The following is a 23,784-nucleotide window of genomic DNA, read 5'->3' on the forward strand; positions in this document are numbered from 1 at the left end:
GGAGGGATGCCCGAAAACTCGGTTTCGAGCCGATCAATGATATCAGACCGCGGTCAGTCCACCGGGGTGAGTGCGGAGACGACCTGCACGATGCCCGCGCCGTACGCACGGTCGTATGCGCGCTGGGCGGTCCCGTCGTCGTAGACGACGTCGACGCGCACCGTGCCGGTGATCCCATCGGGCGCCGCCGAGAGCATGCCGACGTGGTCGGCGGTGATCTCATCGGCGATCGTCATCAGCTCCTTCTCCGTGCGCTCTGCCGTGGCCACGCACAGCATGCCTCCCCACTGCTCGCGAAGCGCGGCCTCGGCACCCGCCGCATCCTCCGTGACCTTCACGTTCAGGATCAGCAGTTCCGGATCGTTCATCCGGTCCGGGTCCTCCGTCGGGTTCGGGGACTGGTCGACCCAGACGGCGGAGTAGCCGGGCAGCCGCATCGCCGTGCCCACCGCGGCGTCCAGAGCCGTCGATGTCGTCCGCGCCGGGTCCGGCACGCTCCAGCCTCCCTCCGGTGCCTCGCATGGCGTGACGAGCCGTTCGAGGGCATCATCGACGCGAGCAGGCGTCGCGTCGTCGGGCGCCACGGCGGTGCGGACGGTGAAGCGATCCTGTTTCGGGTCGTACCAGCCGGTGACGACGAAGCTCCCCCACCGCACCCCGGCCGCGTCCTCGTGATCGCCGGAATGAGCGGACCAGTCCCAGCCGATCAGCGCCGGACCGCCGCACTGCGGCGGATACGACATCGCCATGGCCCCCAGGCACAGCTCGGGGCCGTCACCGTCGTCGAGGACCGTGACCGCATGGCCGGTGGTGACCGGCTCGCCTGGCCCGGCGCCGCCGACCGGCACCGGCCCGTCGGTCGGCGGGGTCGCGCAGGCGGTCAGGGCGGTCAGCAGCATCGTTCCGAGCACAAGGGCGGGGCCACTTCGTCGCCGACGAATTCCAGGCATCCGTGCTCCTCCTTCGCAGGCGCGACCCGCGCGCCCTCTCCACCAAGAGGTGTCCCGGGGGCGCGGATCGTCTCATCCTCCGCCGAGGATGCGTCTGATCCGCTCGAGCCTGGCCGACACGTCGCGCTCCGCGCCGAGCTGCTTCGGCTGGTAGTACTGCCTCCCGACCAGCTCGTCGGGAAGATACTGCTGCGCGAGGATGCCGGCGTCGCTGTCGTGCGGATACCGGTAGCCCTTGCCATGGCCGAGCCGCTTCGCACCCGCGTAATGCGCATCGCGCAGATGGACGGGCACCCGTCCGAACCCGCCCGCCCGCACATCGCCGATGGCGCGATCGATGGCGGTGTAGGCGGCGTTGGACTTTGCTGTGGTCGCGAGGTAGATCGTCGCCTCCGCGAGGGGGATGCGCCCCTCCGGCATGCCGATGAACGCCACCGCATCCGCGGCCGCAGTGGCGATGACGAGAGCCTGCGGATCGGCGAGCCCGATGTCCTCCGAGGCCGAGATGACCAGGCGCCGCGCGATGAAGCGAGGATCCTCCCCCGCCTCTATCATCCGCGCCAGGTAGTGCACGGCCGCATCCGGATCCGATCCGCGGATCGACTTGATGAACGCGCTGATGACGTCGTAGTGCTCATCACCCTGACGGTCGTAGCGGAGCAGGGCGCGGTCGACGGCCTGGGCGACGTCCTCGTCGGAGACGACCACGGGGGCATCGCCCTCGTCTCGCGACACCGCCACGGCCGCCGCCGCCTCCAGACCCGTCAGCGCGCGCCGCGCATCGCCCGATGCCAGGCGGATGAGCGCACTGCGCGCGTCCGCCGCGACGGTCACGGCGCCCGCCAGGCCGCGCGCGTCGGTCACCGCACGATCGACGAGCACGCCGATGTCCTCGTCCGTGAGCGGCTGCAGCGTCAGCAGGAGCGAACGCGACAGCAGCGGCGAGATCACCGAGAACGACGGGTTCTCGGTCGTCGCGGCGATGAGGATCACCCATCCGTTCTCCACCCCCGGCAGCAGGGCGTCCTGCTGGGCCTTCGTGAATCGGTGGATCTCATCGAGGAAGAGGATCGTCGTCTGGCCGTACAGGTCTCGCTGCGTCACCGCCTCCTGCATGACCTCGCGCACGTCCTTGACGCCGGCGGTGATGGCGGACAGCTCGATGAAGCGGCGTCCGGATGAGCGGGCGATGGCCTGGGCCAGGGTCGTCTTCCCCGTACCCGGCGGGCCCCACAGGATGATCGAGACCGCGCCGGGCGAGCTCGCCTCGGGGTCCGCCAGCGCCACGATCGGCGATCCCGCTCGGAGCAGGTGCTTCTGCCCCGCGACCTCCTCGAGCGCCACGGGCCGCATGCGCACGGCCAGGGGGGTCTGCCCGGAGAGCAGAGAGGCGGGTGAGGTCATGGTCCCAGGCTAGTCGCGACCGCGGACACCGCCGCACCGCGTCCATCCCCTTCGCCGGTAGGCTCGCACCGACGGCATTGCCGACTGGGTCTACGGGAGGAACGAGATGGCAGTTCGCGGGTCTCGCGATGCACAGCGCAGCAGGAAGGAAGCGGAGCGAGCACGACTGTACGTCGCCAGACGGCAGTGGCATGAGCGCCGGATGCGTCGGCGGGCCAGGGACACGGTCATCGTCTCCGTGGCAGGCGGTCTGATCGTGATCGCCGCGATCGTCAGCCAGACCCTGCACGCGCAGGCGACGGCGCCCGACCCGACGCCCTCCGCGCACTCCTCCGCGCCGACGGCGGCGCCGCCGACCACAGGGATGCCCGCATCCTCACAGACTCCCGGCGAGTGAACTAGGCTGAGCGGAGCCCTTTTCCACTCCCGCGGGCGCACCGCGCAAGGAGACACCGTGTCTGACGACAACACACCCAAGCCCACGCCTCCCGTTCCGTCCCCGCCCCGCCGGCCGATGCCGCGGGTGAGTGCGGTTCCCGCCGTCGCCCCGGTGGTTCCCACTCCTCTCGTGTCGGACGCGTCCGAATGGGGTCGCGTCACCGAGGACGGCACCGTCGAAGTTCGCGAAGGGGATGCCTGGCGCCCCGTCGGGCAGTATCCGGACGGGACCCACGAGGAGGCGCTGGCGTACTACGCCCGCAAGTTCGACGAGCTGGCCGTCAAGCTGGGCACGCTCGAGACGCGCGCGCAGAGTGGCGGCAGCGCCGCGTCCGATCTCACCAAGCAGGCCAGGAGTCTGCTGACCGAGGTGACCGATGCCGCCGCAGTGGGCGATCTCGCAGGACTCCGCGACCGCCTCGGTGTGCTCATCGATTCGCTCGCCGAGGCGACCGCTCAGGAGGCGGCGGCCGCCAAGGAGGCGCTCGATGCCGCGATCGCCGAGCGCACCACCATAGCCGAGCGCGCCGAGGCCATCGCCGCACGCGACCTCACGAAGGTGCAGTGGAAGCAGGTCACTGCCGAGATGACCGAGCTGTTCGACGCCTGGCAGGAGCACCAGCGCACTGGTCCCCGGCTTCCCAAGGGCATCGCCCAGCAGCTGTGGAAGAGGTTCCGTGAGGCCCGTTCGACCGTCGACAGAGCCCGCCGCGCGTTCTTCTCCGAGCTCGACGAGGTGCATCGCGCGGCTCGCGACGCGAAGTCCCGGCTCGTCGAGCGCGCCGAGGCACTGGCGCCGCGTGGCGTCGACGGGATCCCGGCGTACCGGGGTCTGCTGGACGAGTGGAAGGCGGCAGGACGCGCCGGCCGCAAGGCCGACGACGCGCTGTGGGCGAGGTTCAAGGCCGCCGGCGACGCGCTGTACGCCGCCCGTGCCGAGCAGGCCGCGGCGGACGAGGCGGATTCGGCGCCGAGGATCGCCGCGCGCGAGGCGCTTCTGGAGGAAGCCAAGGCCGTCGCGGATGAACCCGACCTCAAGCGCGCTCGCTCTCTGCTCACGCGCATCCAGCGGCAGTGGGACGAAGTCGGCCGCATCTTCCCCCGGGATCGCGAACGCGCTCTGGACGACCGGATGCGCACGATCGAGCAGGCGTTGAAGACCCGTGAGGACGTCGACTGGAAGCAGAACAACCCCGAGACCAAGGCCCGTGTCGGCGACATGAGCTCGCAGCTCCTCGACGCGATCGCCAAGCTCGAGGCCGAACTGGCCGCCGCCGAGGCGTCCGGTGATGCGAAGGCCGTCAAGGAGGCCACGGAGGCTCTCGCCGCACGCCGTTCCTGGCTGAACGCGCTGCGAGGCTGATCCGTCCGTTATCCACAGTATGAGCCGTGCCGTCCCGTTCCCGGGCCGCACGGCTCATACTGTTGTGCATGCATCCCGCCCTCCTGTACCTGCCCGGCGGCCGCCTCTCGCTCGCCGAGCTGGGCTCCGCGCGCCTGGACGGCCACGTCGTGGAGATCGGCGAGGGATTCATGCCGGCGGACACCGTGGAGGAGGCGGATGCCAGGGCGGCCGGCGTCGCCGTCCTCATCCCCGCGCACATGGCGGCATGCGGTGCCACGGCCGCGTGGATCCATGGGGCCGGAGACGGGCCACCCGCCCTGCACCACGTTCGGCGGATGGCACCGACCCGTGGACGGGTCACGCACTCCCCGCGCATGGTGTATCACGAGAGGCGCATCGATCCCGACGAGGTGCAGCGCATCGCCGGGGTCGCCGTGACCACGCCGCTGGCCACGGCCGCCGAGCTCGTCTACTCGGCGGCTCTGAGGGGCACTGGCCAGTCGTGGCTGCACGCGCTGATACGGGTGAGGCCCGGGCTCATGGACGAGCTGTGCGAGCGTCTGGAGCGCACACCACGACGTCCGGGACGCCGGCGTGCGCTGGGCATCCTCACAGCGCTCGCGGCGCAGACCGGCGCCCACGACGGTCAGGAGGAGGTCACCCGGTAGACATCGTAGACGGCGTCGATCCGACGAACCGCGTTGAGGATCCGGTCCAGATGCACGGAGTCGCCCATCTCGAAGACGAACCGGCTCAGCGCCAGCCGCTCGTCCGTCGTGGTGACGGTCGCCGACAGGATGTTCACGTGATGCTCGCTGAGCACCCGCGTGACATCGGACAGCAGGCCGGAGCGGTCCAGCGCCTCGACCTGGATCTGCACGCGGAACACGCTCTTGGTGGTCGGCGCCCACTCGACCTCGACAAAGCGCTCGGAGTCGCCGCCGAGGGCCTTGACGTTGACGCAGTCCGCGCGATGCACGGAGACACCGCTCCCCCGTGTCACGAAGCCGACGATGTCGTCGCCCGGCACAGGGGTGCAGCAGCGGGCGAGCTTGACGAGGATGTCGGCGGCACCGCGCACGAGGATGCCCGAGTCCGATGCCCGAGCCTCCCGGGTCGACGCGTGCGCGGGAAGGCGGATCGCCCCCGTGCTGGTGTCCGGTTCGGCTGCGACGAGCGCGGTGACCTTCTCGATGACGGACTGCGTGGAGACGTGCCCCTCGCCCACCGCCGCGTACAGCGCCGACACGTCCTCATAGCGCAGCTGTCGTGCGACCTCTGCGACCGAGCCCTGGCTCATGAGCCTCTGCAGCGGCAGGTTCTGCTTCCGCATGGCGCGGGCGATGGACTCCTTGCCCTGTTCGATGGCCTCCTCGCGCCGCTCCTTCGTGAACCAGCCGCGGATCTTGTTGCGCGCCCGTGTGCTCTTCACGAAGCTCAGCCAGTCCTGGCTGGGTCCGGCGTCGGGGTTCTTCGACGTGAACACCTCGACCACGTCGCCGCTGCGCAGCTCCGACTCCAGGGGCACGAGTCGACCGTTGACCTTCGCCCCCATGGTGCGATGCCCGATCTCGGTGTGCACGGCGTAGGCGAAGTCGACCGGCGTCGCCCCGGAGGGCAACCCGATCACGCGTCCCTTCGGGGTGAAGACGTAGACCTCCTTGGCGCCGATCTCGAAACGCAGCGAGTCGAGGAACTCGCTGGGATCGGCGGTCTCGGCCTGCCAGTCGGAGATGTGCGCGAGCCAGGCCATGTCGGCATCCGTCTTGCGGGTGTCGACCTTGCCGCCGTTCATCCGCTCCTTGTACATCCAGTGCGCGGCGACGCCGAACTCCGCCTGCTGGTGCATCTCGTGCGTGCGGATCTGGATCTCCACCGTTCGGCCGGACGGCCCGATCACCGTCGTGTGCAGCGACTGGTAGAGGTTGAACTTGGGCGTGGCGATGTAGTCCTTGAATCGTCCGGGGAGTGGCGTCCAGCGGGCGTGGATGGCACCGAGGACCGCGTAGCAGTCGCGCACGGAGTTCACCAGCACGCGGATGCCGATGAGGTCGTAGATGTCGTCGAACTCGCGGCCCCGCACGACCATCTTCTGGTACACGGAGTAGAGCTGCTTGGGACGGCCGAACACCTTGCCGCGGATGCGGAGCTCGTGCAGGTCCAGATCGATGGCCTCGATCACCTGCTGCAGGTACTTCTCCCGCTGCGGGGTGCGCTGGGCGATGAGGCTGCTGATCTCGGCATAGATCTTCGGGTGCAGCACGGCGAAGGACAGATCCTCGAGCTCGGACTTGATGGTCTGGATGCCGAGTCGGTTCGCCAGCGGCGCGTAGATCTCCAACGTCTCCTTGGCCTTGCGCGCGGCCTTCTCCGGCGGGACGAATCCCCAGGTGCGGGCGTTGTGCAGCCGGTCGGCGAGCTTGATCAGCAGCACCCGGATGTCCTTGGACATCGCGACGATCATCTTGCGGACGGTCTCGGCCTGGGCGCTCTCGCCGTACTTGACCTTGTCGAGCTTGGTGACGCCGTCGACGAGCATCGCGACCTCATCGCCGAACTCCTCGGTCAGTTCCGTCAGCGCATACCCGGTGTCCTCCACTGTGTCGTGCAGGAGCGCCGCCGCGACGGCCCGCGGGCCGAGCCCGAGGTCTGCGAGGATCTGGGCGACCGCCAGCGGGTGCGTGATGTACGGCTCGCCGCTCTGCCGGAATTGCCCCTCGTGCTTCTCCCGCGCGATGCGGTAGGCATGCTCGATCACGGGGAGATCGCCGCGGGGGTGATTCGCCCTGACGGTGCGGATCAGGTTGTCGAGGTCGTTGACACGCGGTGCGCGCGAGAAGATGCGCGGCACCAGCCTGCGCAGGCTAGAACCCTGCGATGCGACCTGCGAATCCGCCATTGTGCTCCCGTCCCCGCGATCACCCCATCCTACGCGGGAGCGGACCCGACTTCCGGTTCCGGGATCACGCCGAGACGGCGGCGCGCTCGCGCGCCTTGAGCACCTTCTTGTCGTGCGCGATGATCTCCTCTTCCCCCTGCCGGAATGCCGCGTACAGCGGCGCGGAGACGAAGAGCGTGGAGTACGTCGCGACGAGGATGCCGACGAAGATCGACAGCGAGATCGAGGACAGCGTCTCCGCGCCGAACCACAGCGCGCCGATGAACAGGATCGCGCCGACCGGCAGCGCCGCCACGATGGATGTGTTGATGGAGCGCACCAGAGTCTGGTTGACCGCGAGGTTCACCGACTCCCCGAAGGTCCGACTGGTCTGATCGGCGTCCTCCGTGGTGTTCTCGCGCACTTTGTCGAACACGACGGTCGTGTCGTAGAGCGAATACGCGAGGATGGTCAGGAACCCGATCACCGCCGCCGGAGAGATCTCGAAGCCGGCCAGCGCATAGATGCCCACGGTGATGATCAGCACGTCCAGCAGACCGATGATCGATGCCGCCGACATCTTCCAGGTGCGGAAGTAGATGCCGAGGATGAGGAAGGTCAGCGCGAGGAAGATCGCCAGGCCCCACAGCGACTGGCGCGTGACGTTCTCTCCCCAGGCCGGACCGATGAACGAGTCGGCCACCTCATCCACCGGCACCTGGTAGGCCTTCGCCAGCTCGGCCTTGACCTCCTGGGTCTGGTTCGGCGACATCTGGTCGGTCTGAACGCGGATGTCCTTGTCGTTGACGACCACGACACGGGTCGCAGCCTCGGGAACCACAGCACGGACGGCATCCGTGGCGGTGTTCTGGTCCGTCGAGGCCGGCGAGACGACCATGAACTGGGAGCCGCCGGTGAACTCGATGGAGAACTGGATGGGGCGCACCAGCGGCACCAGTACCGATCCCACCACCAGAAGGACCGCGATGATGAACCACAGCCGGCGCTTGCCGACGAACGGGAAGGACGTCTTCCCGGAGTAGAGGTTGTTGCCGAATTCGTTCATGGAAACCATCAGACGTCGGACTCCTTCCCGGCATCCGCGGATCCCGTGGCGACAAGGGCCTCAGCGCGCTTGCGCTCGGCGATGGTCTGGCGCCTCTCGGCTTCTCCCCGAGCGCCCTTGCTGCGCGCGGCACGACCGCTCGATCCCGTCGCGACCGTGCGGAACTCCGTGCGAGCTCTGGCGGGGGCGCCGAGCGCCTCGGCGTTGAGCCCGGAGAGCGGATGACCTCCGCCGAAGAACTCCGTCCGCGCGAGGATCTGCATCACCGGGTGGGTGAAGATGACGAAGATGAAGACGTCGATCAGCGTGGTCAGCCCCAGTGTGAACGCGAAGCCCTTCACCGTGGCATCGGCAAGGATGAACAGCACGACGGCCGCGAGGATGTTGATCGACTTCGCGATGTAGATCGTGCGCTTCGCGCGATCCCAGCCGTATTCGATCGAGCCGGTGATGGTCCTCCCGTCCCGCAGCTCGTCACGTATTCGCTCGAAGTAGACGATGAACGAGTCGGCCGTGAATCCGATCGAGACGATCAGTCCCGCGACGCCCGCGAGAGAGAGTCGGAAGCCCATCCGCCAGGCCAGGATGGCGATGAAGATGTACGTCAGGACGCCCATGACGGCGATCGACGCCATGATCACCCAGCCGAGGGCCCGATAACTCAGCAGTGAGTAGATCGCGACGAGTCCGAGACCGATGAGGCCCGCGATGAGCCCGTACTGCAGCTGCTGCGAGCCGAGCGTCGCCGAGACGGTGTCCGAGCTCTGCACCGAGAAGCTCAGCGGCAGGGCGCCGTACTTGAGCTGATCGGCGAGGGCCTTCGAGCTCTCCTGCGTGAAGTTCCCGGAGATGCTGGGCTTGCCGTTGAGGATCGTGGCCTGCATGACCGGTGCCGAGATCACCTTGCCGTCCAGGACGAAGGCGAACTGGTCGCGCGGGCTCTGCTGAGCGAGCCGGTTGGCGTTGAGACGCTGGCTTATCTCACCGAAGACCTTCGTGCCGTGGGCGTCCAGCGACAGGTTGACCGTCCACTTTCCGGACTGCTGCTCGCGGCCGGCCGTGGCGTCGTTGATGACGGTGCCGTCCAGCTCCATCGGTCCGAGGATGTACTTCGCCGTGAAGACGCCCTGGTCGCCCTCCTCGCAGGCGATCAGCGGCTGGTCCTCCGGCGGATTGCCGTCCTGCTCGGCGCTGCAGTCGAACGCCTGGAACTCGGCCTGCAGCTTCGGGGTGAGCCAGGCCGGGTCGGAGGCATCCGTCGGCGTCGCGGTGGGCGTCGCCTCCAGCGTCGGATCGGGTGCAGGGAACGGCGTGCTCTTGCCGTCCTCGCCGACGAACTCGTTCGCCGGACCGGAGGCCGCCAGAACAGCGCGGAACTCGAGCTTGGCGCTGGCCTGGATCCTGTCCCTGGTCGCCTGATCAGCCGGACCGGGGATCTGGACCACGATGTTGCGCCCGCCTTCCGTCGTGATGTCGGCCTCGCCGACGCCGGAGGCGTCCACGCGCTGACGGATGATGGCGGCGGCCTGGTTCAGCTGCTCGTTGCTCGGTGCGGCACCGTCCGGCGTGCTGGCCTGCAGGATGATCTGCGTGCCGCCCTGCAGGTCCAGCGCGAGCTCCGGTGCCCACGAGCTGGCCGGCTCTCCGGCCTCCGTCTTGAAGACATAGACGCCGAGGGCGTTGATGCCGAACAGCACAGCCGTGACGATGAGCAGGCCGAGGAGGACCCGCCAGGCATGACGGGTGGGGGATGTGGATGCCACGTGGTCAGCTTTCCGGGTGAGAGGAGACGCCGTGCGTCAGTTGTCGTTGTTGCGCTCGAGACGGGCCTTCGTCTCCTCGGGCGTCTCCACCTTGATCGACTCGATGCCGTCGTCGAAGCTCTGCGCCGCGGACTCGTCCGCCTCGTCGTCCTCGTCCTCCTCCACGGACTCGGTCGGGTCGACCACACGTAGGATCGCCTGGCTGTGCACCTCGATGACCACGCCGGGTGCGAGCTCGACCTCGGCGGGCCTGTCCAGGTCGACGGGGTCGTAGGACACGATCGTGCCGTAGAGCCCGCCCTGCAGGAGGACCTTCGCCCCCGGGACGGTCTTGGCAGCCTTCTCCTCCTGCTGCGCCTTCATCTGCTTCTGGCGCTTGCGCGAGTTCATGAACATGAACACGAGCATCACGGCGAGAAGTCCGAAGAGGATGATTTCCATGAGAGCAAGAGCCTTTCGAGGTGCATGCCGAACGCGTCGATGCGCGAGGGTCCGTGAAGTCTTCAGCGATTATAGGTCATCGAGCAATGCCGAACCCTCGGGGTGCGCGATCCCCAGATGCCGGTAGGCGTCCGGCATCGCGATCCGACCGCGCGGCGTGCGCCCGAGGAAGCCGATGCGCACGAGATAGGGCTCCACGACGCTCTCGACGGTCTCGGCCTCCTCGCCGACGGCGACCGCCAGTGTGCTCAGCCCGACGGGACCGCCGCGGAAGCGTCGCACGAGGGCGTTCAGCACAGCGCGGTCGAGGCGATCCAAGCCGATGGCGTCGACGTCGTACAGCTCGAGCGCGGCGCGCACATCCTCGAGCGTGCCCTCGTCTCCGCCACCGTGCACGAGCGCGTAGTCGCGCACGCGGCGCAGCAGCCGGTTCGCGATCCGCGGCGTACCGCGCGAGCGTCTCGCGATCTCCGCGAGGGAATCCGAGGGGAGCCCCACGCCGAGGACTGATGCCGAGCGCGAGATCACCTGCTCCAGGTCGCTCTCGTCGTAGAACTCGAGGTGGCCGGTGAACCCGAACCGGTCCCGCAGCGGGTTGGGCAGTAACCCTGCCCGTGTGGTGGCGCCGACGAGCGTGAACGGCGCGAGATCCAGCGGGATGCTCGTGGCGCCGGCGCCCTTGCCGACCATGATGTCGATGCGGAAGTCCTCCATCGCGAGATACAGCATCTCCTCGGCGGAGCGGGCCATGCGGTGGATCTCGTCGATGAACAGCACCTCGCCGGGGGTGAGGCTGGACAACAGGGCCGCCAGGTCTCCGGCATGTTGGATGGCAGGTCCGCTGCTGAGGCGAAGCGGACGCCCGCTCTCGTGGGCGACGATCATCGCCAGCGTCGTCTTGCCGAGCCCCGGAGGCCCTGCCAGCAGGATGTGATCGGCTGGACGCTCCTGGATGCGGGCGGCTTCCAACAGCAGCTGCAGCTGGCCGCGCACCTTCGGCTGGCCGACGAACTCGCCCAGGCTGGATGGGCGCAGCGCGCCCTCGATCGCGAGCTCGGTCTCGTCGAGGGCCTGCCCGGTCGTGGGGTGATCCTGCGCGCCCTCAGCCACGCGCGGCTCCCGGTCCCATGGCGGCCAGGGCGCGGCGCAGCAGCGCGGAGACGGACTCCCGTTCGGCATCCGTCGCGTCTTCGGCGGACTGCGCGGATGCCTCCGCCGCGACCTTCTCCTTCCAGCCGAGGCCGACCAGCGCGGCCGTCACCTGATCGATGACAGCCGTGCTCGCCGCCGTCGCCGGTGCACTCGCGACGTGCGCCTGCACCTTGCCCGCCAGCTGCAGGACGATGAGCTTGGCGGTCTTGGGCCCGATGCCGGACACCCGGCGGAACGGCGCGTCGTCCTCGCCCGTGACGGCTTCGGCGATCTGGTCGACGGTGAGGTGCGAGAGCACGCCGAGCGCGGACTTCGGGCCCACTCCCGTGACACTCAGCAGCAGCCCGAAGACCTCCAGTTCGTCCCGGTCGGCGAAGCCGTACAGCGTCAGCGCGTCATCGCGCACGATGAGGCTCGTGTGCAGCCTCAGCTGCTGGCCGACGACCGCGGTGTGGGCGACGTCGGCGGGCACGAACACCGAGAACCCGACCCCTCCGGTCTCGACGACGACGCGGTCCGGGGCGGCATGCAGCACCGTGCCGCGCAGGGAGGAGATCATGCGTCCACCCTATCGAGCCTCCGCGTGCTCACCGGTGAACGGGTCCAAGACGCCGATCACGCACCCGTGTGCTCCGCTCGGCGTCGGTCCAGGCCCGCTGTGCGGGCGTGAGCGCGCCGGCGACCGCCCGCGCCGTCTCGCCGCCCCGCCAGGCATGGCAGAGGGCGATCGCCAGCGCATCGGCGGCGTCGGCGGGCTTGGGCAGCACGTCCAGACGCAGGATGCGGGCGACCATCGACTGCACCTGTCTCTTGTCCGCCGAGCCGTACCCGGTCACGGCGGCCTTCACCTCGCTCGGTGTGTGCGTGTCGGCGGGAAGTCCCGCCTCAGCCGCGACCAGGAGAGCCACGCCGGATGCCTGCGCCGTGCCCATCACGGTCTGCACATTGTGCTGGGCGAACACCCGCTCCACGGCGACGGCATCCGGCCGATGCTCGGCGATGACCTCTCTGATGCCCGCAGCGACGGCCGCGAGGCGGGCGGGGAGATCGGCCTCCAGTGGTGTGCGCACGACTCCGACATGGACGAGGGTCGCGCGCCGTGTGCGGTCGACGTCGACGACGCCGACGCCGCACCTGGTCAGGCCGGGGTCGATGCCCAGTACGCGCAGAGTGCTCACTCCCCCAGGCTACGTGCGCAGGAAGGCCCCGGGCGCAGGCGCGCCCGGGGCCTTCGGAAGCCTGTCGGCGGCTCTCACTCCTCGTCGTCGTCCGCGAGTTCGGCCTGCACCTCGGCGGTCAGATCGAAATTCGTGAACACGTTCTGCACGTCGTCGCTGTCCTCGAGCGCGTCGATCAGCCGGAAGACCTTGCGAGCCGTGTCGGCGTCGATCTCGACCTTCAGATTGGGGACGAATTCGACGTCGGCCGATTCGTAGTCGATGCCGGCCTCCTGAAGCGCGGAGCGCACCGCAACGAGGTCGTTCGCCTCGGTGATGACCTGGAAGCCCTCGGCGTGGTCCTCGATCTCCTCGGCGCCCGCTTCGAGGGCCGCCATCATGACGTCGTCCTCGGTGGTGCCCTCCGAGCCCACCACGATGACGCCCTTGCGCGTGAAGTTGTAGGCGACCGATCCCGGGTCGGCCAGTGTGCCGCCGTTGCGGCTGAGCGTCGTGCGCACTTCCGCCGCTGCGCGGTTCTTGTTGTCGGTGAGGCACTCGATCATGAACGCGACCCCGTTCGGCCCGTATCCCTCGTACATGATCGACGTGTACTCGACGGCCTCGCCGCCGATGCCGGCGCCGCGCTTGATCGCGCGATCGATGTTGTCCTTCGGGACGGAGGTCTTCTTGGCCTTGAGCACGGCATCGAAGAGCGTCGGGTTGCCGTCCAGGTCGGCACCACCGAGCTTGGCCGCCACCTCGATGTTCTTGATCAGCTTGGCCCACGACTTGGCACGGCGTGCGTCGATGACCGCCTTCTTGTGCTTGGTCGTGGCCCACTTGGAATGCCCGGACATATGTCTCCGCTCGTCTCGTGTGCCCCGCAGTCGCCTCCAGGGCGTCTTACAGTCTAACGAATCGAGGGCTTTCCGCCGTCAGGCCACGGATCCCGTGCCTCTCATGTCGATGGTGCCGGAAGATGGATGCATCCGGCGAAGTCAGCGCGCGCGGAGAGGATTCAGCCGCGCGCCGCGACCCGGTCCAGGAAGTGCTGATGGAACCGGGGCTCGCCGGAGAGCTCCGGATGGAAGCTGATCCCCACCAGGTCGCCCTGCTGCACCGCCACGACGCGCCCGTCATGGAGCGTCGCCAGCGCCCGGGCATCCGCCCCGACCTCCTCGACCACGGGGCCGCGGATGAACGTCGTGTGCACGGGCTCGGCGCCCAGCGCCGGGATGTCCAGCTCGGCCTCGAAGGACTCCGTCTGCCTGCCGAACGCGTTGCGCCTGGTCACGACGTCCAGGCCGCCGAAGGTCCGCTGTCCTTCCACCCCGTCCACGAGTCGATCGGAGAGCATGATGAGCCCCGCGCAGGTGCCGAGCATCGGCATGCCCTCGCCGATGGCGGAGCGGATGGAGGCGGCCAGCCCGAACAGGTGCGAGAGCCTGTCCATCACGGTGGACTCGCCGCCCGGGATGACCAGGCCGTCCACGAGCGCGAACTCCTCGGGTCGTCTCACCCGCACGACCTCGGCGCCGAGGTGCTCGAGCAGGGCGACGTGCTCGAGCACGTCCCCCTGCAGTGCGAGCACACCGACCCGCGGCGTGCTCACCACCCGCGCTCGGCGAGACGGTGCGGTGCGGGGAGGTCGGCGACGTTGATGCCGACCATGGCCTCGCCGAGACCCCGGGAGACGTCGGCGATGACCTTGGGGTCGTCGTGGAAGGTGGTGGCCTTCACGATCGCCGCAGCCCGTGCCGCCGGGTCGCCGGACTTGAAGATGCCGGAACCGACGAACACGCCGTCGGCGCCCAGCTGCATCATCATCGCGGCGTCGGCCGGTGTGGCCACCCCGCCGGCGACGAACAGCACCACCGGCAGCGTGCCGGTCTCGGCGATCTCGGCGACGAGCTCGTAGGGCGCCTGCAGCTCCTTGGCCGCCACGTACAGCTCATCCTTCGACAGTGCACCGAGGGCGGCGATCTCGCCGCGGATCTTGCGGATGTGCTTCATGGCCTCCGAGACGTCGCCGGTGCCCGCCTCACCCTTGGAGCGGATCATCGCCGCGCCCTCGTTGATGCGGCGCAGTGCCTCGCCGAGGTTCGTCGCACCGCACACGAAGGGAACGGTGAAGCCCCACTTGTCGATGTGGTTGACATAGTCGGCGGGTGAGAGCACCTCGGACTCGTCGATGTAGTCGACGCCGAGCTCCTGCAGCACCTGCGCCTCGACGAAGTGACCGATGCGGGCCTTCGCCATGACGGGGATCGAGACCGCCTCGATGATGCTGTCGATCATGTCCGGATCGCTCATGCGGGAGACGCCGCCCTGGGCGCGGATGTCCGCGGGGACGCGTTCGAGGGCCATGACGGCGACGGCGCCGGCGTCCTCGGCGATCTTGGCCTGCTCGGCGGTGACGACGTCCATGATGACGCCGCCCTTGAGCATCTCGGCGAGTCCGCGCTTGACGCGCTGGGATCCGGTGGTGGGTGTCTGCTCGGTGGCTGCCATCGTGTCTCCTCGGCGGGATCGGATGAGTACAAACGGTTGATTGACCTATGTCAAAAGATAGCACTCTAGAATCAAGACGATGAACGTCGAGATCGCAGGCACCACGGCAGCCGAGATCGCCGACAGCGTGCGAGCGCTGCGCGAGCGCGGGCTGCTCAGCCCCGGCGATGCTCTCCCCCCTGTCCGCGAGCTGGCGGCCACGCTCGGCGTGAACCGGAACACCGCCGTGGCCGCATACCGCCAACTCGCTCACGCGGGTCTCGTGGTGTCGAAGGGGCGCGGCGGCACGCTCATGGCCGGGGCCGCCCACGTCGCTCAGGAGGGCATCGCGGCCGACACCGTGCTGCAGGACATCGGCTCGGGCAACCCCGATCCCCGGTTGATCCCCGACCCGGCTACAGCACTCTCCGCACTGGTTGGCAGGCCCGTCCTGTACGGGGAGCCCGTCATCGACCCCGAGCTGGAGCGGTGGGCTCACGAATGGATGCGCAGCGACCTGCCCCGCAGTGACATGCGCATCACCGTCACCAGCGGCGCGGTCGACGCCGTCGAGCGACTCCTTGCGCAGGCTCTCATGCGCGACGATGCCGTGGCCCTCGAGGATCCGTGCTTCCTGGCCAGCATCCACACCGTCCGCCTGGGCGGTTACCGCGCGGTGCCCATCCCTGTGGACGAGGAGGGGATGACGGTCGAGGGCCTCCGTGCGGCACTGGATGCCGGTGCCCGCGCGATCATCAGCACGCCGCGAGCGCAGAACCCCACCGGGGTCAGCCTCTCCCCCGCGCGCGCCGCAGCTCTGCGCGAGGTGCTGCGCCCGCATCCGTACGTCCTCATCATCGAAGATGATCACTTCTCGATGCTCTCCGTGCACCCGTATTCCACGCTGATCGGACCAGATCACCGGCGCTATGCGCTGCTGCGCTCGGTGTCCAAGTTCCTCGGACCGGACATGTGCCTCGCGCTCGCGGCGACCGATCCCACCACGGCCGAGCGCCTCGCCCTGCGCCTCAACCCCGGCACCACCTGGGTCAGCCACCTGCTGCAGCGGCTCGCCCACGCGCAGCTGTCGGATCCTCGCGTGCGTGCGCAGATCGCGAAGGCCGCCGCGCATTACGCCGAGCGCAACCGCGCCTTCACGGATGCTCTGGTCGAGCGCGGCATGCGGACGCCGTCTTCCGACGGGCTGAGCGTGTGGGTGCGACTGCCGGTGCCGGCGCGCACGGCCGCTGCGCGCCTCATGCGTCGCGGCTGGCTGGTGCGCACGGGCGACGAGTTCCGCATCGACGAGGCATCCCCGGCATCCGACTGTCTGCGGCTGACCGTGCATGATCTGGACGACGACGACACCGCCCGCCTGCTGCGTGATCTGGAGACCGCCGCACGCTGAGCGACGCCGCCGAGGATGAGAGGATGACAGGATGAAGATCCTCTCGATCCAGTCGGCCGTGGCTTTCGGCCACGTCGGCAACTCGGCCGCCGTCTTCCCTCTGCAGCGCATCGGCGTCGAGGTGCTCCCGGTCCACACGGTCACCTTCTCCAACCACACCGGCTACGGCGCCTGGCGCGGTCCGATGATCGCCCCGGACGACGTGCGCGATGTCATCACCGGCGTCGAGGAGCGCGGCGTGCTGCCGCACATCGACGCGGTGCTCAGCGGCTACCAGGGTGGCGAAGGCATCGCCGACGTCATCGTCGAGGCGGTCGCGAAGGTCAAGGCGGCGAACCCGGACGCCGTGTACGCCTGCGACCCGGTGATGGGCAACGCCAAGTCGGGGTGCTTCGTCGCACCGGCCATCCCCGAGCTGCTGCGCGAGAAAGTGGTGCCGGTCGCCGACATCATCACGCCCAACCAGTTCGAGCTGGGCTACCTGACCGGCACGGAACCCGCCGACCTGGAGTCCACGCTGGCGTCCGTGGACGCCGCGACGGCCATGGGACCCTCCGTGGTGCTGGTGACCTCGGTCGAGCGCCCCGATCGTGAGGAGGGCACCATCGAGATGCTCGCGGTCGACGGGCAGGGTGCGTGGCTGGTGGCGACACCGCGGCTTCCCCTGAAGGCCAACGGCTCCGGCGACGTCACGGCGGCGCTGTTCACCGCGCACTACGTCGAGACCGGTGATGCGAGGCTCGCCCTGGAGCGCACCGTGTCGAGCGTCTTCGACCTGCTGCAGAACACCCTCGACTCCGGTGAGCGCGAGCTGCAGCTGATCCAATCGCAGGAGGCCTACGCGAACCCGCGCCTGCAATTCACCGCGTACCGGGTGCGCTGACGCGCGCGACGCCGGCCGTCAGCGCGGCCAGGCGTTCGCTACGGCCTCACGCACCTCGCCGAGCAGCTGCGGAAGCGCCTTGGTCTTGGCGATGATCGGGAAGAAGTTCGCATCCGATGACCAGCGCGGCACGATGTGCTGATGCAGGTGCGCATCCACGCCCGCACCGGCCACATGCCCCTGGTTCATCCCCAGGTTGAACCCGTCGCAGTGCGAGACCTCACGTAGCACGCGCATCCCGGTCTGCGTGAGCGCGCCGATCTCGGCGACCTCCTCGGGCGTCGCCCGGTCGTACGTCGCGATGTGACGGTACGGGCACACCAGCAGGTGACCGGAGTTGTACGGGAACAGGTTCAGCAGCACGTATGCGGTCTCCCCCCGGGCGACGATGAGCCGCTCCTCGTCGGGATGCCGCGGAGCCTCGCAGAACGGGCATTCCTGCCGCAGCGGCTCCGGCCCGGCCTGGATGTAAGCCATGCGGTGCGGGGTCCACAGTCGCTGGAACTCGTCCGGCACGCCCACCAGACGAGCGGCATCCTCCAACGACCCGGAGTCCGTCACGGGGCCCGGATCCGCAGGGGCGGACATCAGGCGAGGTCTTCCGCGGTCATCACCCGCGCGTGCGCGGCGATGGCCGTGCGGATGCGATCGATCGCCGTGTCGATGGGCACGCCGTTCTCCTGCGAGCCATCACGGAACCGGAAGGACACGGTGCCCGCCGCCCGGTCCTGCTCCCCTGCGATGAGCAGGAGCGGAACCTTCGCGGTGGTGTGGTTGCGGATCTTCTTCTGCATCCGATCGTCGGAGTGGTCGACCTCGGCGCGCACACCGGACTCCCTGAGACGGCCGATCACGTCGTCGAGATAGCCACCGAACTGATCCGCCACCGGCACGCCCACGACCTGTGCAGGGGCGAGCCACAGCGGGAAGTCGCCGGCGTAGTGCTCGAGCAGGATGGCGAAGAAGCGCTCCACCGACCCCAGCAGCGCACGGTGGATCATCACCGGACGGTGCTTGGCGCCGTCCGGGCCGGTGTACTCCAGGTCGAAGCGCTCGGGCTGGTTGAAGTCGAGCTGGATGGTGGACATCTGCCAGGTCCGGCCGATGGCGTCCCGCGCCTGCACGGAGATTTTCGGGCCGTAGAACGCCGCCCCGCCGGGATCGGCCACGAGTTCGAGGCCGGAGGCCAGGGCGACCTCGCGCAGCGTCTCGATGGCGCTGGACCACTGCTCGGGCTCGCCGAGGAACTTGTCGTCGCCCTCCTCGTTCGTCGACAACTCGAGGTAGAAGTCGTTCAGGCCGTAGTCGCGCAGCAGATCGAGCACGAGGTTCAGGTTGGCGGTCAGCTCGTCCTGCACCTGGTCCTGGGCGACGTAGATGTGGGCATCGTCCTGGGTCAGACCCCGCACACGGGTGAGGCCGGAGAGCGTGCCGCTCTTCTCGTAGCGGTACACCGTGCCGAACTCCGCCAGGCGCAGCGGGAGCTCGCGATAGCTGCGTCCGCGGGCCCGGTAGATGAGGTTGTGGAACGGACAGTTCATGGGCTTCAGGTAGTAGTCCTGGCCCTGACGGGTCACGGTGCCGTCATCGTCCACCACTTCGTCGAGATGCATCGGGGGGAACATGCCGTCGGCATAGGTCTGCAGATGACCGGAGGTCATGAACAGGTCCTTCTTGGTGATGTGGGGACTGTTGACCAGGTCGTAGCCGTTGCGTAGCAGGTGTCTGCGCAGGTTCTCCTCGATCTCGTAGCGGATGATGCCGCCCTTGGGGTGGAACACCGCCAGGCCGGAGCCGATCTCGTCGGGGAACGAGAACAGGTCCATCTCGATGCCGAGTTTGCGATGATCGCGCCGTTCGGCTTCCGCCAGACGCTCCTGATAGGCGCGCAGCTCGTCCTTGCTGGGCCAGGCCGTGCCGTAGATGCGCTGCAGCTGCGGGTTCTTCTCGCTGCCCCGCCAGTAGGCGGCGGCCACACGGGTCAGCCCCCAGCCGTTGCCGAGCATCCGGGTGCTGGGCACATGAGGCCCGCGGCAGAGGTCCTTCCAGGCGACGTCGCCGTCCTTGGTGACGTTGTCGTAGATGGTCAGCTCCCCCGCGCCCACCTCGACGGATGCGCCCTCTGCGGCGTCCGCACCGGAACCGGGGCCGCCGGCCAGGTCGATCAGCTCGAGCTTGAACGGCTCGTCCGCGAGCTCCGCGCGCGCCTCGTCCGCGGTGACGACCCGGCGGGTGAAGCGCTGGCCCTCGCGGATGATGCGCTGCATCTCCTTCGTGATCGCCTTGAGATCCTCGGGGGTGAACGGATCATCGACACCGAAGTCGTAGTAGAAGCCGTCCGTGATGAAGGGACCGATGCCGAGGTCGGCGGCAGGACGGATGCGCTGCACGGCCTGCGCGAGGACGTGCGCGGTCGAGTGGCGGAGGATGTTCAGACCGTCTGCACTGTCGATGGTCACCGGCTCCACCTCGTCGGTGTCGGTCACGGTGGCGGCGAGGTCCTTCAGCACACCGTTGACGCGCATGGCGACGACGGAACGATCGGTGAACAGGGCGAAGCCGTCACGCGCGTCGGCGTTCGGCTGGGCGTTCTCAGGCACAGAAAATCTCCATCCGGGGTCTGTTCCAGATTACTCGTCCGAACGGGTGCGCCGCGTCATCCTTCCCGTTGTGATCAGCTCAGGCCGAAGGCATCCGCCAGCAGCTCATGCGACCGGCGGCGAAGTGCCGGATCGGCGATCATGTCCTGGATCATGATCTCGTCGGCCTGGCTCTCCTGCGCCATCTGCTCCAGCGTGGCCCGGACGTCCGAAGGGCCCCCGGCGACGAACTTCGGCCAGCGTCCGTCGACGATCTCGGTGGGTTCGTCCTTCTCCGCCTGGGTCATCTCCGCCTCCGCCTGCTGCGGGGTCGGGACCATGACCCTGCCTGCTTCGCTCATGCTGCGGATCCGTGCGAGTCGCGCGTAGAAGCCCTTGGGCGAGCCGGCCAGGTACCGGCCCTCCGCCGTCGTCTCGCCGACCGTGACGTTCACTCCGAGAATGGACCGTGGCTCCGCCAGACCGAAGCCCTGCGGCTGGAACTCTGCACGGTAGCGACGCATTGCGGTGGCCGCGGCAGCCGGATTGATGAATCCTGCGAAGGTGTACCCGATACCCAGCCCCGCGGCAAGGCTCGACCCGTTCAGGCTCGACCCCAGCAACCACGTCTGCGGTCGTGACGGCACGGAGGGCGAGAGCGGATGCCCGTGGAACGGATGGTCCTCGGGGAAGGCGTCGTAGAGCCAGGCGAGCGCTTCGAGAACCTGTTGCTGGTGATCGGCCTGATGCGGCTGCTGCCGGTTCTGCTGCAGGGCGAGGTCCACCACCGGGCCGCCGGTGGCCCTGCCCATACCCAGATCGATGCGGCCGGGGGTCGTCGCCTCCAGCTGCTGGTACATCTCGGCGACCTTGAACGGGCTGTAGTGGTTCATCAGCACCGCTCCCGAGCCGACGCGGATCCGCGAGGTCACGGCCGAGGCCGCCGCGATCAGCAGCTCCGGGTGGTGCGAGGCGCCCGACGGCGACAGGTGGTGCTCGGCGAACCAGATCCGGTGGAAGCCGTGCGCCTCTGCGTGCCTTGCGGTCTCCAGCGATTCGGCGAGCGCCTCCGTCTCGGTGGTGTCCGGCTCGACGGTTCCCAGATCGACGATGGACAGCTTCATGACACGGGCTCCTCCGCAACGTCCTGCACCTTCCCCCGACGCTATCGCATGCCGGTGAGGCGCTCCGAGGCTCGACCGCGCTCCGAGGGGCGGACCGTCGACCCACGACACCCGTAGCCGTGCACCGGCGCAAGGACTATGCTGGCCGCGATCTGACACGTGGGAGTGCGCATGGCTGATTCCGCTCCGTCCGCGCTGATCACCGGCGGTTCGCGCGGGATGGGCGCGCGCCTGGCCGTGCTCCTGGCCGCCGACGGGGTCGAGGTCACGATCACCTACCGACGTGACGCCGACAGCGCGGCGACTGTCGTCGACGGCATCCGCGACGCGGGCGGCTCGGCTCGTGCCATCCGGGTCGAGTTGGAGAGCGCCGACGACATCGCAGCCGCCTTCGCCGGAGGGTCGAGCTTCGACTTCGTCGTGGCCAACGCCGCCGCATCCGCGTTCAAGCCGGTCGCGGGTCTCACGGCGGCGAACCTGCAGCGCTCCTGGGCGACGAACGTGCGCTCCTTCGTGCTGCTCGCGCAGCACGCCGTGCAGACGATGACCGCAGGCGGACGCATCGTCGCGATCACGAGCTACGGTGCGCAGCGCGCCTTTCCCTCGTACGGTGCCCTCGGCGCGGACAAGGCCGCGCTGGAGTCCTGGGTGCGACACCTGGCCGCCGAGCTCGGTCCCCGCGGCATCACGGTCAACGCCGTCAACGGCGGCCTGATCGACACCGATTCGCTGCACCACTTCTACCGGCAGCCCGGCATGCCCGACCTGCCGGAGGTGACGGCCCGCGTGCCGCTGGGCCGTGCGGGCACTGCCGAGGAGATGGCGCGGACCGTGCGCTTCCTGCTGTCCCCGGGCGCCGGCTACATCACGGGTCAGACAATCGTCGTCGACGGCGGGCTGACCATCGTCGCACCGCCGTTCTGGGGCGAGATGGATGCTGCGGCGATCCCCGCCTCACGGAACCCGAGGAGCGAGAACGAGCGTCGAGCAGAGTCGCCGGCGCAGGAGGAGGAGAGATGACAGGGAACACCGATTACGACCCGAGCGAGCTCAAGCGCGTCTTCGAGAGTCACTTCACCTGGGCGGCGGCCTTCGCCCGCAACACGCATCGTTATGCGCACCGCACCGCACTCACCGACCCGCCCTCGGGTCGTTCCTGGACCTACGCCGAGCTCGGTCGTTCCACCGGTGCGCTCGTCGAGGGTCTTCGCGCGCACGGCGTCGGAGTGGGTGACATCATCTGCCATCAGCTCAAGAACACCCCCGAGTTCGCCTTCCTGTACATCGCCGCGCAGGGCCTGCGCGGCGTGAGTTCGCCGATGAACTTCCGGCTGGCACCGGCCGAGACCGCGCACATCCTCGATCAGGCACGGCCCGCGGTGTTCGTGTACGACGGCACGGAGGCCGACGCCGCCGCCGAAGCGCTGCGCATCGCCGCGCATCGTCCGGACATCATCGCTGCCGTGGGCGGAGAGCCCATCGACGGCGCCATCCGCTTCGAGGAGCTGCTCGCGGACGAGACGCCCTCGTTCCGCGCCCCCGAGGGCGCGAGCACCTGGGACGAGACCAGCAGACTGTACACGAGCGGCACCACGGGCATGCCGAAGGCGGTGCCTCTGACCAGCTTCAACGAGATGCTCACCGCACACGACGTGACGATGCACTTCCCCCTCGGTCCCGATGACAGGACCATGAACATGTCCCCCTGGTTCCATCGCGGAGGAAACTACTGCGCGGGTCCGAACACGGCCTTCTTCGTCGGCGCCGAGGTGGTGACCCTCCCCCAGTTCGACCCGGAGACCGTGCTGGACGCCGTGCAGGAGCACGCCCTGACCTACGTCATCGGCGCGCCGACGAACCTGGAGCGCCTTGCGGAGGAGCAGGAGGCGCATCCGCGTGATCTGTCATCGCTGCGCGGAATCGTCACGATGGGCGCGCCGCTCAGCCGGGACGCGGCCCTGCGCTATCAGCGCGTGCTCTCACCCCGTATCGCGAACGGCTACGGCACCACCGAGGCGTTCTGGAACACCTACCTCCGTCCCGGAGATCTGCCGGCCGCCGCCGGCGCAGCAGGTCGAGCCTGCCTCGATGACGATGTGGCCGTCGTCACCGTGCAGCCCGGTCGCATCTCCGCTCCCCATGAGCATGCCCGCAAGGACGGGCAGGAGATCGGAGAGGTGATCATGCGGTCGGTCAAGTCCGGCTATGCGTATCTGGACAACCCCGAGGAGCAGGCCGAGAAGTTCCGGGATGGCTGGGTGTATCCCGGCGATCTGGCCACCTGGGATGAGAACGAGATCGTCACGGTGGTCGGCCGCAAGGACGACATGATCATCTCCGGCGGGGAGAACGTTCACCCCGTCCAGGTCGAGGAGGTTCTCGCCTCCCATGAGGGGGTCGCCGACTCAATCGTCGTGGGCCTGGACGATGAGAAGTGGGGTGAGATCGTGGTCGCCTACGTGCAGCCTCGCCAGGGCAGCCTGACGGATGCCGCCGCCGCGGCCTCGGAGTTGGACGCGTACCTGCGCAACAGCGTGAAGCTCGCCGACTACAAGCGCCCGCGCCGATATGCCTTCGTCACTGAGCTGCCGTACACAGCCACCGGCAAGAAGCAGCACTTCAAGATGAAGGAGCAGACCGTCGCCGACGCCGCGTCGGGCCGTTTCGTCACCCCCTGACCCCGCGGTCCGCTGCCGTCCGGAG

The 23,784-nt window shown here is 68.8% G+C and carries 22 protein-coding genes; 7 read left to right on the forward strand and 15 right to left on the reverse strand.

Annotated elements, in window-relative coordinates; genetic code table 11:
- Positions 1–53 precede the first annotated feature (53 nt).
- Together ABD770_RS12945 and ABD770_RS12950 are read right to left on the reverse strand one after the other, a co-directional pair.
- Positions 54–950, reverse strand: a complete 897-nt coding sequence (locus ABD770_RS12945) for a hypothetical protein (RefSeq protein WP_344820087.1) — start codon at positions 948–950, stop codon at positions 54–56.
- A gap of 72 nt (positions 951–1,022) precedes the next feature.
- Entirely contained in the window at positions 1,023–2,354 is a 1,332-nt protein-coding gene (locus ABD770_RS12950; RefSeq protein ID WP_344820089.1) for a replication-associated recombination protein A, read from the reverse strand.
- 106 nt (positions 2,355–2,460) lie between these two features.
- Between ABD770_RS12950 and ABD770_RS12955 the strand changes: the two genes are divergently transcribed.
- The 3 genes from ABD770_RS12955 to ABD770_RS12965 all read left to right on the forward strand — a co-directional run bounded on the left by ABD770_RS12955 (position 2,461) and on the right by ABD770_RS12965 (position 4,805).
- Entirely contained in the window at positions 2,461–2,751 is a 291-nt protein-coding gene (locus ABD770_RS12955; protein ID WP_344820090.1) for a hypothetical protein, read from the forward strand.
- Positions 2,752–2,868: 117 nt separating this feature from the next.
- The gene (locus ABD770_RS12960; RefSeq protein ID WP_344820440.1) at positions 2,869–4,155 is read left to right on the forward strand and encodes a DUF349 domain-containing protein; all 1,287 of its coding nucleotides are present in this window, start codon (positions 2,869–2,871) and stop codon (positions 4,153–4,155) included.
- A gap of 68 nt (positions 4,156–4,223) precedes the next feature.
- Positions 4,224–4,805, forward strand: a complete 582-nt coding sequence (locus ABD770_RS12965; protein ID WP_344820091.1) for a hypothetical protein — start codon at positions 4,224–4,226, stop codon at positions 4,803–4,805.
- Here the strand turns inward: ABD770_RS12965 and ABD770_RS12970 are convergent.
- From ABD770_RS12970 to pdxS, 10 genes are all read right to left on the reverse strand, one after another.
- Complete coding sequence (locus ABD770_RS12970) at positions 4,784–7,036, reverse strand: RelA/SpoT family protein (RefSeq protein ID WP_344820092.1); 2,253 nt, start codon at positions 7,034–7,036, stop codon at positions 4,784–4,786. The two genes, ABD770_RS12965 and ABD770_RS12970, sit on opposite strands and share 22 nt — an antisense overlap.
- 64 nt (positions 7,037–7,100) lie before the next feature.
- Positions 7,101–8,090: a protein translocase subunit SecF gene (gene secF, locus ABD770_RS12975; RefSeq protein ID WP_344820094.1), complete on the reverse strand. Its 990-nt coding sequence runs from the start codon at positions 8,088–8,090 to the stop codon at positions 7,101–7,103.
- Entirely contained in the window at positions 8,090–9,844 is a 1,755-nt protein-coding gene (secD, locus tag ABD770_RS12980; RefSeq protein WP_344820095.1) for a protein translocase subunit SecD, read from the reverse strand. The genes secF and secD overlap by 1 nt, the downstream gene beginning before the upstream one ends.
- A gap of 36 nt (positions 9,845–9,880) precedes the next feature.
- The gene (locus ABD770_RS12985; RefSeq protein ID WP_344820096.1) at positions 9,881–10,285 is read right to left on the reverse strand and encodes a preprotein translocase subunit YajC; all 405 of its coding nucleotides are present in this window, start codon (positions 10,283–10,285) and stop codon (positions 9,881–9,883) included.
- A 69-nt stretch (positions 10,286–10,354) separates the two neighbouring features.
- Positions 10,355–11,395: a Holliday junction branch migration DNA helicase RuvB gene (gene ruvB, locus ABD770_RS12990; RefSeq protein WP_344820097.1), complete on the reverse strand. Its 1,041-nt coding sequence runs from the start codon at positions 11,393–11,395 to the stop codon at positions 10,355–10,357.
- Entirely contained in the window at positions 11,388–11,996 is a 609-nt protein-coding gene (ruvA, locus tag ABD770_RS12995) for a Holliday junction branch migration protein RuvA (RefSeq protein ID WP_344820098.1), read from the reverse strand. The genes ruvB and ruvA overlap by 8 nt, the downstream gene beginning before the upstream one ends.
- Before the next feature lie 28 nt (positions 11,997–12,024).
- Positions 12,025–12,615, reverse strand: coding sequence for a crossover junction endodeoxyribonuclease RuvC (ruvC, locus tag ABD770_RS13000; RefSeq protein ID WP_344820099.1), 591 nt, complete (start codon positions 12,613–12,615; stop codon positions 12,025–12,027).
- Positions 12,616–12,689: 74 nt separating this feature from the next.
- Positions 12,690–13,454: a YebC/PmpR family DNA-binding transcriptional regulator gene (locus ABD770_RS13005; RefSeq protein WP_344820100.1), complete on the reverse strand. Its 765-nt coding sequence runs from the start codon at positions 13,452–13,454 to the stop codon at positions 12,690–12,692.
- 161 nt (positions 13,455–13,615) lie between these two features.
- Positions 13,616–14,212, reverse strand: coding sequence for a pyridoxal 5'-phosphate synthase glutaminase subunit PdxT (pdxT, locus tag ABD770_RS13010; RefSeq protein ID WP_344820101.1), 597 nt, complete (start codon positions 14,210–14,212; stop codon positions 13,616–13,618).
- Complete coding sequence (gene pdxS / locus ABD770_RS13015) at positions 14,206–15,108, reverse strand: pyridoxal 5'-phosphate synthase lyase subunit PdxS (protein ID WP_344820102.1); 903 nt, start codon at positions 15,106–15,108, stop codon at positions 14,206–14,208. Before pdxS ends, pdxT begins: the two co-directional genes overlap by 7 nt.
- A 79-nt stretch (positions 15,109–15,187) precedes the next feature.
- Between pdxS and ABD770_RS13020 the strand changes: the two genes are divergently transcribed.
- On the forward strand, positions 15,188–16,495 hold the full coding sequence (locus ABD770_RS13020) for an aminotransferase class I/II-fold pyridoxal phosphate-dependent enzyme (protein WP_344820103.1): 1,308 nt from the start codon (positions 15,188–15,190) through the stop codon (positions 16,493–16,495).
- Positions 16,496–16,526: 31 nt separating this feature from the next.
- The gene (gene pdxY, locus ABD770_RS13025) at positions 16,527–17,378 is read left to right on the forward strand and encodes a pyridoxal kinase PdxY (protein ID WP_344820104.1); all 852 of its coding nucleotides are present in this window, start codon (positions 16,527–16,529) and stop codon (positions 17,376–17,378) included.
- Positions 17,379–17,396: 18 nt separating this feature from the next.
- Here pdxY and ABD770_RS13030 read toward each other — a convergent pair whose 3' ends face one another.
- From ABD770_RS13030 to ABD770_RS13040, 3 genes are all read right to left on the reverse strand, one after another.
- Positions 17,397–17,966: an HIT family protein gene (locus ABD770_RS13030; protein ID WP_344820105.1), complete on the reverse strand. Its 570-nt coding sequence runs from the start codon at positions 17,964–17,966 to the stop codon at positions 17,397–17,399.
- Positions 17,966–19,903, reverse strand: coding sequence for a threonine--tRNA ligase (gene thrS / locus ABD770_RS13035; protein ID WP_344820441.1), 1,938 nt, complete (start codon positions 19,901–19,903; stop codon positions 17,966–17,968). The genes ABD770_RS13030 and thrS overlap by 1 nt, the downstream gene beginning before the upstream one ends.
- A 149-nt stretch (positions 19,904–20,052) precedes the next feature.
- Positions 20,053–21,081, reverse strand: a complete 1,029-nt coding sequence (locus ABD770_RS13040) for an MsnO8 family LLM class oxidoreductase (RefSeq protein ID WP_344820106.1) — start codon at positions 21,079–21,081, stop codon at positions 20,053–20,055.
- Positions 21,082–21,252: 171 nt separating this feature from the next.
- Between ABD770_RS13040 and ABD770_RS13045 the strand changes: the two genes are divergently transcribed.
- The gene (locus ABD770_RS13045; RefSeq protein WP_344820108.1) at positions 21,253–22,101 is read left to right on the forward strand and encodes an SDR family oxidoreductase; all 849 of its coding nucleotides are present in this window, start codon (positions 21,253–21,255) and stop codon (positions 22,099–22,101) included.
- Positions 22,098–23,759 carry a class I adenylate-forming enzyme family protein gene (locus tag ABD770_RS13050; RefSeq protein WP_344820109.1) on the forward strand — a complete coding sequence of 554 codons (1,662 nt, stop codon included), beginning with the start codon at positions 22,098–22,100 and terminating at the stop codon, positions 23,757–23,759. The genes ABD770_RS13045 and ABD770_RS13050 overlap by 4 nt, the downstream gene beginning before the upstream one ends.
- Positions 23,760–23,784 lie beyond the last annotated feature (25 nt).

Source organism: Microbacterium soli (genome assembly GCF_039539005.1).
GTDB classification, from domain to species: Bacteria; Actinomycetota; Actinomycetes; order Actinomycetales; family Microbacteriaceae; genus Microbacterium; species Microbacterium soli.